Source organism: Ornithinibacillus scapharcae TW25, from assembly GCF_000190475.1.
In the GTDB taxonomy this organism is placed as follows: domain Bacteria; phylum Bacillota; class Bacilli; order Bacillales; family Amphibacillaceae; genus Ornithinibacillus; species Ornithinibacillus scapharcae.
Window position 1 is genome coordinate 77853 of the sequence record NZ_AEWH01000024.1, and the last position, 12525, is coordinate 90377.

The window sequence follows — 12525 nt, forward strand, 5'->3', positions numbered from 1 at the left end:
GTAGAAGGGACTTGTACGAATGGCCTATTTTATACGTAAGTTAGTATTGCTATTGGTTACATTGGTACTAGTATCATTGATTACCTTTGCAGTATTTCAAATTATACCTGGTGACCCTATTCGAATAATGTTAGGCCCAGAAGCAGATGAGGCTAGAATTGAAACATTGGAGAAACAGCTCGGATTAGATAAGCCTCTCCATGAACAATATGGAAAATGGATTAGTGGTGTGGTTACCGGTGACTTAGGTGATTCCATTCGTTTTTCTAGACCAGTATCCGAATTGATTGCTGACCGGTTACCGGTGACCCTTTCGTTAGCGTTAATGTCCGTAGCAATTGTCATTATCGTCTCGATTCCTTTAGGCATTTATATAGCAAGGAGACATAATACATTAGGTGATGTAATCTTTTCTTCTTTAACGCAGGTTGGGATGGCGGTTCCATCCTTTTGGCTTGGAATGTTGTTGATGCTCTATTTAGGTATGACGTTCTCTTTCTTTTCGATTAGCGGATATATTCCATGGTCGGAGAGCATTACAGGCGCATTAGGTTCGTTGCTGTTACCAGCGATAACGATAGCAATACCACAAATTGCAATTTCGTTTCGTTACATTCGGAATACGATTATAGAGCAGTTGCAATTGGATTATGTACGCACCATCCGTAGTAAAGGTATTGGGGAACGTTTTGTAATATATAAGCATGTCTTAAGGAATGCGATGATTCCAATCTTGACGGTATTTGGACTAATATTTGCAGAGGTTGTAGCAGGTACCATTATAGTTGAACAAGTATTTGGTTTGCCTGGCTTTGGTAGCTTGCTGATTACTTCCATAAGCTATCGAGATTTTCCTCTAGTTCAAGGGATTGTCATGTATATTACAATTGTTGTGGTGGTTATCAATTTTCTAATTGATATCCTATATGCAATTTTAGATCCTCGCATACGGTTAGGGTAGGAGGAGCTTATGAGAAATCTTCGAACATATGGAAAAAATATAAACCTCATTATCGGCGGGTTTATCCTAATGATGTTCTTTATCATGATGGTCGTAAGCTTTTTCTATACACCTTATGATGTCAATTCAATGGATATTGCGAATAAGCTAAAGCCCCCTAGTGCAGACCATTTGCTTGGAACAGATGAATTTGGTAGAGATATTTTTAGTAGAATTATGCAGGGAACACAGACTGCATTCTTTGTAGGGGCGGTATCTGTATCCATAGGAATGGTATTTGGTACTTTAATTGGCGGTGTTGCTGGTTATTTTGGTGGCTGGATTGATGAGATCATCATGCGGGTCATTGATGCACTAATGGCATTTCCAGGTATTATTTTAGCGCTAATGCTTGTTGCTGTGTTTGGTACAGGAATGATCAATACTTCTATCGCACTTGGTTTGATGGCTATTCCTGGAATTGCAAGAATTGCAAGGAGTGGCTTTTTACAAAGTAAGGAGCTTGAATATGTGCAAGCTGCAAAGTTAATGGGTTTATCCCAAATGAAAATTATGTTCAAGCATATCTTACCAAATGTTGCATCTCCACTAATTGTTGCAGCATCTATTGCATTTGCTGTGGCAATGCTAGCTGAAGCTGGATTAAGCTATCTTGGCCTTGGTGTTCAGCCACCAGACCCAAGCTGGGGTAGAATGTTAAAGGATTCTCAGTCCTATCTCGTGAGTGCACCTTGGTATACATACGCACCAGGTGCAGTCATTACCCTTATGGTGCTTGGACTTTATATGGTGAGTAATGCGATAAGAGATATACACGATCCACGTTGATTCTAAAATAAATCCCTCTCCAGTCTGAATAAGGAGAGGGATTTTTTCTTATATCTTAAACTGACTTGCTAAATGTTGTAACTCTAATGCCATATCGGCTAATACTCTTGTTGCAGAAGCAACTTCTTGCATCGAAGCTGTTTGTTCCTCTGTGGCTCCTGCGACCTCTTGTGTGAAGTTGGATGTTCTTTCTGATATGGATGATACATTTTCCATTGATTCCACAAGGTCATCCGTGTTTGCGCTAATTTTGGAAATAGCTTGTGCGACACCTTCCATTTTTTGAACGATACCATCAATCGATGTAGAAATTTCTGTAAATGATTCCCCTGCAGTATTAACAAACTTGGTACCTTTATCCACAGCTTTTTCCCCAACTTCCATGGAATCCACAGCTTTTCCAGTATAGGATTGAATTTCACCTATTATCTGTGATATTTGGCTGGTTGATTCACTTGATTGCTCTGCTAACTTTCGAACTTGGTCTGCAACAACAGCAAATCCTTTGCCATGTTCCCCTGCTCTCGCAGCCTCAATTGCAGCATTCAATGCTAAAAGATTCGTCTGATCAGCGATGTCATTAATAATGGTTAGGATTTTTTCTATTTCTTTTGATTTTATATCCAAATCGTTAATGATAGTCGATGTATTTCTTGTGTTTTGGTTAATCACTTGCATTTGTTCAATTGTCTGATTGATCATTTCTTGGCCCTGTTTTGCCTGAATGGAACCAATTTGGGATGCCTCTGTTACAGAATGGGTGCTTTCCTGAATCTGATGTACATCAAGTAACGTTTTTCGTACAAACTCCATTGACTTTTGCATGCTTGTTAATTGGTCCTCTGCGCCTGATGAAACTTCCTGGATGGAAAGTGTAATATGCTCGGTAGCCTTTGACGTTTCCTCTGAATTCGCATTAAGTTGTTCAGAAGAAGCCGCAACTTGCTCAGATGTTTTAATGACATTTGTTACTAAATCCCTTAGATTTCTAACCATACGATTAAAGCCATGAATTAATTGTCCTAGTTCATCTTGTTGCTTCGTGTCAATGGTTTCTACAGTTAGGTCTCCCTCAGCAAGCTTTTCCATCCCAACCTGTACTTGTGCAAGGTCACGATTGAAACGTCTTACAAATAGAAACACTAGTATAATTCCAATCACTAATGCTATACCACCCACAATAGAGGCAGTTTTTAAAACTTCTAATCGAACTAATATGGCAAGTTTCTGCATATCAAAATCTAATCCTACTACACCAATTATACTACCATTACTATCCGTCATGGCTTTCGCCAATGTAATGGTTGATTTTCCAGTTCCTGTATCCATGTATGGCTGAGTCCAAATGACCTCTCCCGCCGCAGCTTCTGCTTTTGTGTACCATTCACGCTCTCTCGGGTCAAATTCTGTTAAATCTACCTCTTTTGGCGGAATGTTAGAAAGATAAAATTCCCCATCGAGGGTTGCAATGTATGTATTTAATAAGTAATCATGCTTATTTTCTTCTTCCGTTAAGAACTTTTCGTAAAAGGTAGTTTTTACTGGATCATTTACAGATGGCATGTTCGTAATCCCGTCTTTTATCTCGGTTGGAAAACTGTAGCCTTGATAATTCATTTCTTCAAGCCCTGCCAAACTAGAAATGATGCCTTCATATTCCAAAAAGATTTTTTCGAACTTTGGATCTAGATTTTCCATTACCTCTTTGTCTACCACTGCATGCTCTAGTACCTTCGTCTCGTTATAGCTAAGAAGTCCTACAACTGACATTGGAATAATTAATAATAAAGCCATCATCAATGGAAGTTTAACCTTAATTTGATTAAGCTTGCTCATCTATGCTTCCCCCTTATCCATTTTTCATCCTATGAAAAGTCGTTAAAAACGACAATTTTCAACAAATATCTTTCTCTCTTTAGTTCATTATACCTATAATTTGTTAGAAAATAAAGAAGATTTTAGAAAAATCAAACAGGTGAAAATATCCAAGTTGTTCACATGGGGAAATTTATTATTTTTATCGTTAGTTGTTTGTTATAATGAACGAAAATAGATGATAAAAAGGGTGTGTAAGCATGATCGATATCCATAGTCATATACTTGCTGGAATTGATGATGGAGCTTTAACATGGAATGATAGCCTAATAATGGCAAAAGCTGCAGTGGAGGAAGGAATACATACTATTATCGCAACACCACATCATCAAAATGGACGTTACATAAATGAACGATATAATGTAGAAAGGTATATTGAAGAGTTTCAATTAGCTCTACGTGAAGAAAAAATTCCGTTAAGAGTATTAGCCGGGCAGGAAAATCGTGTTCAACCTAACTTACTGAAACAAATTAATATTGGAAACGTTGGTCCTCTATATGAAACAAATTATATCCTGCTGGAATTACCTTCTCGAGAAATTCCGCATTACACGTTTGCTTTACTAGCTCAATTACAATTAGCTGGGTATATCCCAATAATTGCTCATCCTGAACGAAATCATCGTATAAAGGAAGAACCAGAAATTTTGTTGGAGTTAGTTCAGAGGGGTGCATTAGCCCAAATAACAGCGGCGTCCCTTATAGGGGAATTTGGAGGTCCAATTCAAAAGTTTACCAATCAAATAGTCGAAGCAAATCTAGCCCACTTCATTGCTTCAGATGCTCACAATATGTTAGAAAGAGGGTTTGTTCTGCAAAAGGCTTATCAGTTCATCAGGAACAACTATGGACATGATGTATATTACATGTTTTTTGAAAATGCTGAGCTATTACTAGAAGGGCAGTCAGTTCATCGTTTAAAACCCATGGCAGTTAAACAAAAAAGGCTTTTTGGGTGGCTCACGGATAGAAACGGATAAATTTTGCTCACTTACCTAGAAATACGACTGGATTTCAAAGTATTCACGTCAAAATTTATTTGATGTTGTCCAAAATTGTTGTATGATTAGTTCGTTAGGTAGAAGTCGAAATTATTAAAAAGGGGAGTTTGAAAATAGGGACCTTGTTACCTAATATTATTTTTATTAAAAAGAGAGGTAATATTATTTTATGAAATGCTCTAATTGTCAACATGAACAGCAGTCTGGAAAGTACTGTGAGAAATGTGGGTCAGCTCTTACTGCCGGTAATGAGGTAGTAGTGGAACAACCTGAAACCGCTGAAGCGGAAACGGCCGCAACTACGACTATTGATACTTCCACATCTACAAGCAATGAAACATCTGAAAAAGTGAAAAAAGCAATGAATAACTACGGGACATATTTTTTAAATCATGTTAAGAATCCAACAAATGCTTTGAAAGCTGATGGGAATCTATTTACAATAGGCCTTATTAATAGTGGTATCTATATTCTTACATTTGGTTTAGCAATCTATTTGATTATACATTCTATTACAAAGGATTTTACCGGCATTTTTAGAGTAGAAGTTCCGTTCTTTTCTATTCTTTTCCGTTCAGCATTTATAGCGTTATTATTCTTAGCAATCGGAATACTAAGCACGATTGCCATGGCGAAATGGTTAGGAAAAAGTACCGTATCTTATCAACAATTTGTCTCTCAATATGGTAGTTTACTAGTTCCCATATTGGTTCTACATATTGTAGCAATCCTAGGGGCATTATTCGCGGCACCTAGATTAACTTTAGGAGCATTAGCTCTATCATTAATATTGGTAACGGTCATCGTTCCAGCATTACTAACATTCGAGAAAGTTCAAAGTATAAGACAGCAAAGTATTTACCTAAGTTTTGGAGCTTCGTTGCTTGCCATTATCATTTCGTATATTGTTGTACGTAGCCTAATTTTAGATTTAGTAGAGAGATTCGGATTCTTTTTCTAAAATCGAACTTTTTAATTATATGAACTCCCCATTATGAAACAGAAGATACCCTATGGCATCCTTCTGTTTCATTTTTTGGGGAATGGTTGGGCGGGTGGTCACATTAGGTTCTCAGGATTCGCTAGTAATATAGTAATTCATTAACGAACATACACCCCGTATGGTAAACTATAGGAAATAACAGATTTTTCTGGAGGGTATATGGAAAAGGAAACTAGCAATAAAGGAGCATGGTTATTTGTATTAGCTTTAACAATCATTCTAGTTGTTGGTCTTATCTTAAACCAACCGATGAAAAAAGAGGATGCGATAGAAGCAGCGAAAGAGTTTGTTTCAGCAGAATTTGATCAGGTTCATTCGACAAAATTTATCCCGATGAATCAAAATGAATTAGGTGCGGATCTTTGGGAAATTGAGCTGAACAATGAAGAAGCTGATATCGCATCATTAGTAATAAATGCCCATAATGGTAACCTAGTAGAAGGGTCCATTATCGATGGGAAAACGAAAGAAATTCTGGAAGAACTATAAATGTATGATGCTACATTAAAGAAGATTGTTTTAATGTCTTCCTTGATGTAGCTTTTTTGATTTAACAAAGTAACCTCATAGAGAACGATGGTTCCTAAAGTATTGTTTATAGTATTTTTATCCAGTTTCATTCGTATATATAATGTATGATGTGGATAGATGAAAAGGGGTGAAGTATGATGAATAATCGGGGTGGGATTGCTTTTGTAGGGTGTATCATATTAGGAACAGGGATTGGCATGGCATTTGAACAAGCTGGTACAGGGTTGGAATAGGAGTTGGCTTGGGATTCTTAGTAATGGCAATACTAGGCAGAAAGTCTGATTAGCGTTTTTACAGCAGATTAACATTCTATTAATAGGAAGTTCATAATTATTCGTTATTCTAGTACTAGAAAGTTGATAATTAGTTGATTACAGGATTACCATATACCCCCTATTTAAAGACCGAAAAGACGCGAACCTGCCACCAGAAGGTTTGCGTCTTTTTATAGAGATAAATTCTCTGACCGCTGAAAGTATTAGCTGGGACGAGGAATTTGATCTCCAAATTCATTTCGTAAAATAGGCTTAATAGGCCCCATACCTCGTGGTATTTCTAATGTCTTATTTGTTCTTGATTCTAAACACTGAATAATATAATCGACAGCAATGGTCGGATCGATTTTTTCCCCACAAGTATAGACATCAATACTTGCATATCCTTTTTCCGGGAAACTGTGTATGGTTAAGTGAGACTCAGCAATGACGACAACGCCACTTATCCCATAAGGAGAAAATTGATGGAAAACCACCTCGCGAATCTCCGCTCCTGCCTTCCGTGCTGCATCTACAAAAATTTGCTCGATTAATTTAATGTCATTTAAGGTCTCGAAATTACAGTCCCAAAGTTCTGCAATAATTTGTCTGCCCATCACTTCCATAATGATTTACTCCTTAAAAAAGTCTTATCATTAGCATAACATATAAAATTCTTCGTGGTGTCTATTTAAATTGCAATAAATATGTTACTTCATCATAGGTTAAGAAAAGTGATACAAAAAATGACAAGGAATCTGAAACTTATGGGGAGTTTCATTCGTATAACGAGTTAAGCAGGTATCACAATAGAATACTTGTGATACAATTTTATTATAAGGTAGTAATCTAGGAATAGATGTGAGGTGACGTGATGGGCTTGTTTTCAAAACTATTCTCCAAAAATAAACAGATAGCGCCAGCCCCCAAAGAACGAACGGCTTTATCCATTGAAATTGGGGATATCATTAATTATGATCTGACGGATTATGAAGTAGTAGGCAAAATCACTTATCGAGATGGAAACTATGAATGGTATGGGTATCAGCTTTTGGAGGGCCGTGATACAATTTGGTTGGCAGCTGAAATGGATGAAGAATTAGAACTAGGCATTTATAAAAAAGTTCAGCTACCGGTATCGAAACCATACCCGAAGAAGCTTACCTTTGATAACAAGACTTATTATTTGGAGGAATCTGGTAATGCTAGGGTTATTGGTGAGGGCCGAAGCAAAAATATTCATGGTTCTGTAGTAGACTATGCCGATTATTCGGATGGTGATGAAGAGAGCTTCTTAAGTATAGAGGCATGGGGAACCGAGATTGAAGTAAGTGTAGGCTATCCGATTGAAGAATATGAAATTAAAATAATGGCAGGATCAAAATAAATACCATATCAAGGAGGAAACAAGATGTTCAAATTTTTTAAGCGTGTCAAAACAGTTGTGAATTCTGAGTTAAACGCCATGTTAGATAAAGCGGAAGACCCGGTGAAAATGCTGGACCAATTTATGCGTGAGATGGCTGAGGATATTCGTGAAGTAGAAAGCTCTGTTGCGAAACAAATCGCAAATGAGAAAATGCTGAAGCGAAAAGTAGATGATGCGAATGCTATGGTTGAAAAAAGACAAAAGCAAGCAGAACAAGCAATTGTTGCAGGGGATGATGATTTAGCCCGTCGTGCATTAGAGGATAAAAAACAACATGAGTCCACTGCCCTAACCTTAACAGATTCTTGGGAAAGAGCGAAACAAGATTCGGAAATGTTAAAGTCTAAGTTGGATGAAATGAAAAAAGAATATCAGCAAATGAATTTGAAGAAAGATTCATTAAAAGCCCGTGCTGAATCTGCAAAGACTCGCACAAAGATTAATCGTGCGATGTCTAATATTGGGAATGATCAATCACGCCAAGGTTTTGAACGCATGGAGGAAAAAGTGTTACGTTTTGAAGCAGAAGCGGAAACTAGTGAAGATTTATCTTCTGCTAGTCGAACATTGGATGATGAGTTTGACGCGTTGAATAAAAATAATGCTGTTGATGATGAGTTAGCTGCATTAAAAGAAAAAATGGGCAAGAAGTAATCGTAATCGTAATATAAATAACAAATGGGGCAGTACTTTGCTAAAAAGGCTGCTCTTTTTTGAGAGGGGGATTGGTTTGTGTAGAAAAGGTATGGTAGGCATTTGTTTGCTATTTTTATTCATTCTCCTATCCGCATGTTCTAACGGTGGTAATAGTGCAGAATCCATTACCGCCCAAGATGTTCCTGAAGAACCATCGAAAGACCACATCATTGAAACAATTGAACATTCCTCCAACTATGATATCGATGATGTAATTGAAGCGAATTTTCCTAAGATAACCACGATAGAAGGGGATTCGAGCAATGCGGAAATATTTGCAACTACTCGTTTCCAATTGACGGAACTCAGTTCACTATTAAGCAATAATATCGAGCCTTCTGAGATAAGTGAGGTCAAGGATAATCAGCAAATTTTAATCTATCAGAATGAATTTATTACATTACGTGAGAGTGAAGCAGATACTAGTGTCCTCTTAATTGAAGTAGCAAGTGATGAGTTTGTCAGACGCAATTATTCACCGAATTTTTTAAGTACATATTTTACCCTTAGGTTATTAGAAGAGGTACTAGACGTAGATGATTGGGGTAAGAAGTATCGGGGGACATACACTGGAATGGGAGGACTAGGTACACCGAGTCGAGGCAACACAACATTCCGTGGTGGAGGTCCAGGAACAGGTAAATAGAATAAGGGAGGCGTACGAATTGTTGGAACCATTTATTTTAACGTTTGTTTATTTTGTAGTATCCATTGTCATTGTACTAATAGGGTTATTCCTTTTTGAAAACTTAACGCGAAAGTATAAGGATATGGAAGAAGTAAAAAATGGAAATATTGCTGTATCCTTATCAATCATTGGTAAGGTCATTGGGATTTGTATTATTTTATCATTTGCTGTATACAATAGTGACGTCATTTGGGAAACAATCATCTGGGGTGTTTTTGGTGTTATTTTACAAATGATAGCTTATTTTCTATTCGATCTGTTTACAAAAAATTTCTCTGTTGAAGAGCAATTGGCAAAGAACAATATAGCAGTCGGACTAATGTCCATGGGGGTATCGATAGGATTAGCAATGGTAATTGGTGCATCCATCACGTAACATCACTTCTAGCGGCCAGGCATTTGCTTGGTCGTCTATTTTTTAGTTTAGTAGGAAATTGAGATCTTTTCGTATGATGGAGGGCATGGAGTTTGAATGAAGCGGCAATAAGACAAAGTAAAATTATTTATTGGTCCTCTGGGATTGTATCCATTTGTGGGATTGTATTTGAAGTATTGTTTGGCGCATTAGGTTCCTACATACTAGGGGATGGAGTAAAACAATATACACTGACGATTTCTCTCTTTCTTACTGGTATGGGGATTGGTGCGAGTTTAAGTGAGAAGTTTATGAAAAACCTCATCATTACATTTGTTTGGATTGAATTTGGTGTCGCGATTATTGGTGGTTTTTCTAGCTTTACGATGTTTGGAATTACTGCTTTTGCCCCTGAAGGAACAGACGCACTCTTTCTATATTTTATCACGTTATTAGTTGGGGCTTTAACTGGAGTGGAACTGCCCATTTTAATTCGAAAAGCAAATGAAATCGGGGTTACGTTAAACAAGAGTACAGCTCGGGTATTATTTTCCGACTATGCTGGTGGATTACTTGGTGGTTTACTATTCGTGTTTGTATTTCGTCCGTATTTCGGAATGGTCAAAACAGCCTTTTTAGTCGGCTGTATTAACCTATTAGTGGCCTTAATCGTATTATATTTATTCCGTAAAGAAATCCGCCATTATCTGGTACATGCAGTTATTGGAGTAGGAATCGGGATTGTCTTGCTAATCGGATTATTTTTTGGGGAAGAAATGGCCTTTAGTTTTGAACAAAAACTATATAAGGATCCGATTATCCATATGGAAGAAAGCCGTTATCAAAAAATAACAGTGACAAAGGATGCTGACGATATCAGACTTTACCTAGACGGGCAACTACAGTTTAGTACAATAGATGAGCATCGTTATCATGAAGTACTCGTCCATCCTGCTATGGCCTATGCAGAACAACCTAGAAATGTTCTTATTCTAGGTGGTGGTGATGGTGTCGCAGCAAAGGAAATTCTTAAATATGATACCATTGAAAAGATTACACTGGTTGACTTGGACCCGGTGGTTATTGAATTGGCCAATACCAACGAACTTTTATTAGAGGTTAATAACGGGGCGTTAATGCATAATAAGGTTCATGTGGAGAATGAGGATGCCTTCCGATTTTTAGAAGAGACAGATGAATGGTACGATGTCATTCTTGTGGATTTACCAGATCCAAATAATGAAAGCTTAAACAAACTTTATACGAAGGAATTTTATTCCTTGGTACGTAACCATCTAAAGCCTGGTGGAGCGGTAATGATTCAAGCAACAAGTCCGGTTTTTGCTAGGGAAGTATACTGGACAATTTCAGAAACAGTGGCTTCTACTGGGTTATTTGTAGAGAATTTGCATGTGGATGTGCCTAGCTTTGGAAATTGGGGTTTTGTCATGGCAAGTCGTGAAGAGATTGAACTAACAGAGATAGACATCACAGTTGATACCGAATTTCTAACCAATGATATGCTTCCTGTATTAACCGTATTTGGCAAGGATGAAGATAAAGAAATGCATGATAAAAATGGCGTAAGACTTGAATTAAAGCCCAATACGTTGATAGATCCGCATTTAATAGAGATCTATGAACGATCTTGGGTAAATTACTAGAAGAAAAATTCTTATAACTAGATTTCTAGTTTTATGTATATTTAAGAAAATAGAGGTAATACTCTTATTAAGAACTTAATCCCCCCATTTTTGTGAGAACACGAATTACGAGATTTTCGTAATTCGTGTTTTTTTACGAAGACCCACCTGGCTTGTCCAGGCCCAGTCCGTACGTCGTAAAGTGGGCGATTTGCACTTTTCTTAAAGATTAGTAAAACTGGAAAATTTACTGTATTATATAAGTTTCTTAATAAATATAGTTGAATTAGGACGGAGGGGAAGCAATGAATGAATACCAAGCATACATACCATTGCTAGCATCGGCGAAGCGTGTTGTGAAAATTGATAAGGGATTTTCCTTTGATCAAAAGTTTGTACTGGATAATCGCTATTTATTGCGAATCTTTGCGGATGAGAATGATGCAAGACGAAGAACGGAATTTGAAACGATTCAGAAGTTACATGTATACTCCAAGTATGTACCAGAAGCAATTGAATATGGAAATATTTATGAAAAAAAGGAAGCATTCATGATATTAACGTATCTCCCTGGTGAGGATGCTGAGGTTTCCCTAAAGAAATTAACAAATGAGGAACAGTATCATGCTGGATACACTGCGGGGGAAGAATTGAAAAAGTTGCATAAATACCCAGCACCAAAAAATATCCCTACTTGGTATGAACATAAAAGACAAAAGACAGAAAAGTATTTGGAACAGTTCGAGTCGCTGGAAGTGGATGAAAACGTGAGAGCAATGCTAACCTCCTATATACAGGACAATATGGGCCAGATGCAAGGACAGCCAAATATGTTTCAACATGATGATTTTCACCCTTCTAATCTATTAATAAACGATAGGAAGTTTGGTGGAATAATAGACTTTCAGCGAATGGATTGGGGAGACCCAATTCATGATTTACATAAACTAGGTTTTTTTTCGAGTAGAATTAGTGTTCCGTTTACGAGAGGAATAATCGATGGATATCACTCCAAAACAGGTATCGGAAACTTTTGGGAGTTATATTCCCTATACAGTGCCATGCATATTGTAAGTGCGCTTGTATGGGGAAAGCAAATGGGAAACTTTGATAAAATGCTTGCTTATTCTCTAGATGTTATTCACGATCATAACCGATTTAATAAAACAATTCCAAGATGGTATGAGGTAATCGGGTAATTGTAGAAAAGGTGATGGAAGTTTTCTTCCATCACCTTTTTTGATAGGAGGATTAAGGATAA

The 12525-nt window shown here is 37.2% G+C and carries 13 protein-coding genes; 11 read left to right on the top strand and 2 right to left on the bottom strand.

The window, feature by feature from the left end; translation table 11 throughout:
- Positions 1-19 precede the first annotated feature (19 nt).
- Positions 20-961, top strand: coding sequence for an ABC transporter permease (locus G5W_RS0106610; RefSeq protein ID WP_010095241.1), 942 nt, complete (start codon positions 20-22; stop codon positions 959-961).
- 9 nt (positions 962-970) lie between these two features.
- The gene (locus G5W_RS0106615; RefSeq protein ID WP_010095242.1) at positions 971-1789 is read left to right on the top strand and encodes an ABC transporter permease; all 819 of its coding nucleotides are present in this window, start codon (positions 971-973) and stop codon (positions 1787-1789) included.
- A 48-nt stretch (positions 1790-1837) separates the two neighbouring features.
- Here the strand turns inward: G5W_RS0106615 and G5W_RS22715 are convergent, their stop codons facing one another.
- Positions 1838-3625: a methyl-accepting chemotaxis protein gene (locus tag G5W_RS22715; RefSeq protein WP_010095244.1), complete on the bottom strand. Its 1788-nt coding sequence runs from the start codon at positions 3623-3625 to the stop codon at positions 1838-1840.
- A gap of 239 nt (positions 3626-3864) precedes the next feature.
- Here G5W_RS22715 and G5W_RS0106625 point away from each other — a divergent pair, with 239 nt between their 5' ends.
- The 3 genes from G5W_RS0106625 (at position 3865) to G5W_RS0106635 (ending at position 6157) form a co-directional block, all read left to right on the top strand.
- Complete coding sequence (locus G5W_RS0106625) at positions 3865-4644, top strand: tyrosine-protein phosphatase (RefSeq protein ID WP_010095246.1); 780 nt, start codon at positions 3865-3867, stop codon at positions 4642-4644.
- A 190-nt stretch (positions 4645-4834) separates the two neighbouring features.
- Positions 4835-5626, top strand: coding sequence for a zinc ribbon domain-containing protein (locus tag G5W_RS0106630; protein WP_010095247.1), 792 nt, complete (start codon positions 4835-4837; stop codon positions 5624-5626).
- A 201-nt stretch (positions 5627-5827) separates the two neighbouring features.
- Positions 5828-6157 carry a hypothetical protein gene (locus G5W_RS0106635; protein ID WP_010095248.1) on the top strand — a complete coding sequence of 110 codons (330 nt, stop codon included), beginning with the start codon at positions 5828-5830 and terminating at the stop codon, positions 6155-6157.
- A 520-nt stretch (positions 6158-6677) separates the two neighbouring features.
- Here the strand turns inward: G5W_RS0106635 and speD are convergent.
- Complete coding sequence (gene speD / locus G5W_RS0106645; RefSeq protein ID WP_010095250.1) at positions 6678-7079, bottom strand: adenosylmethionine decarboxylase; 402 nt, start codon at positions 7077-7079, stop codon at positions 6678-6680.
- Between the two features lie 248 nt (positions 7080-7327).
- On the opposite strand from speD, the gene G5W_RS0106650 reads away from it, so the two are divergent.
- From G5W_RS0106650 to G5W_RS0106675, 6 genes are all read left to right on the top strand, one after another.
- Positions 7328-7840, top strand: coding sequence for a DUF4178 domain-containing protein (locus tag G5W_RS0106650; RefSeq protein ID WP_010095251.1), 513 nt, complete (start codon positions 7328-7330; stop codon positions 7838-7840).
- 24 nt (positions 7841-7864) lie between these two features.
- Complete coding sequence (locus G5W_RS0106655) at positions 7865-8536, top strand: PspA/IM30 family protein (RefSeq protein ID WP_010095253.1); 672 nt, start codon at positions 7865-7867, stop codon at positions 8534-8536.
- Between the two features lie 76 nt (positions 8537-8612).
- Complete coding sequence (locus tag G5W_RS0106660; protein WP_010095254.1) at positions 8613-9224, top strand: DUF4247 domain-containing protein; 612 nt, start codon at positions 8613-8615, stop codon at positions 9222-9224.
- 22 nt (positions 9225-9246) lie between these two features.
- The gene (locus G5W_RS0106665) at positions 9247-9642 is read left to right on the top strand and encodes a DUF350 domain-containing protein (RefSeq protein WP_029191041.1); all 396 of its coding nucleotides are present in this window, start codon (positions 9247-9249) and stop codon (positions 9640-9642) included.
- Positions 9643-9734: 92 nt separating this feature from the next.
- A complete protein-coding gene (locus G5W_RS0106670) occupies positions 9735-11285 on the top strand; it encodes a polyamine aminopropyltransferase (RefSeq protein ID WP_010095256.1) in 1551 nt (516 codons plus the stop codon).
- 284 nt (positions 11286-11569) lie between these two features.
- A complete protein-coding gene (locus G5W_RS0106675) occupies positions 11570-12463 on the top strand; it encodes an aminoglycoside phosphotransferase family protein (RefSeq protein WP_010095257.1) in 894 nt (297 codons plus the stop codon).
- The last annotated feature ends 62 nt before the right edge of the window (positions 12464-12525 follow it).

Coding starts and splice junctions, on each gene's coding strand:
- G5W_RS0106655 (WP_010095253.1), top strand. CDS start 7,865: ATGTTCAAATTTTTTAAGCGTGTCAAAACAGTTGTGAATTCTGAGTTA.
- G5W_RS0106635 (WP_010095248.1), top strand. CDS start 5,828: ATGGAAAAGGAAACTAGCAATAAAGGAGCATGGTTATTTGTATTAGCT.
- G5W_RS0106630 (WP_010095247.1), top strand. CDS start 4,835: ATGAAATGCTCTAATTGTCAACATGAACAGCAGTCTGGAAAGTACTGT.
- G5W_RS0106625 (WP_010095246.1), top strand. CDS start 3,865: ATGATCGATATCCATAGTCATATACTTGCTGGAATTGATGATGGAGCT.
- G5W_RS0106675 (WP_010095257.1), top strand. CDS start 11,570: ATGAATGAATACCAAGCATACATACCATTGCTAGCATCGGCGAAGCGT.
- speD (WP_010095250.1), bottom strand. CDS start 7,079: ATGGAAGTGATGGGCAGACAAATTATTGCAGAACTTTGGGACTGTAAT.
- G5W_RS0106650 (WP_010095251.1), top strand. CDS start 7,328: ATGGGCTTGTTTTCAAAACTATTCTCCAAAAATAAACAGATAGCGCCA.
- G5W_RS0106610 (WP_010095241.1), top strand. CDS start 20: ATGGCCTATTTTATACGTAAGTTAGTATTGCTATTGGTTACATTGGTA.
- G5W_RS22715 (WP_010095244.1), bottom strand. CDS start 3,625: ATGAGCAAGCTTAATCAAATTAAGGTTAAACTTCCATTGATGATGGCT.
- G5W_RS0106615 (WP_010095242.1), top strand. CDS start 971: ATGAGAAATCTTCGAACATATGGAAAAAATATAAACCTCATTATCGGC.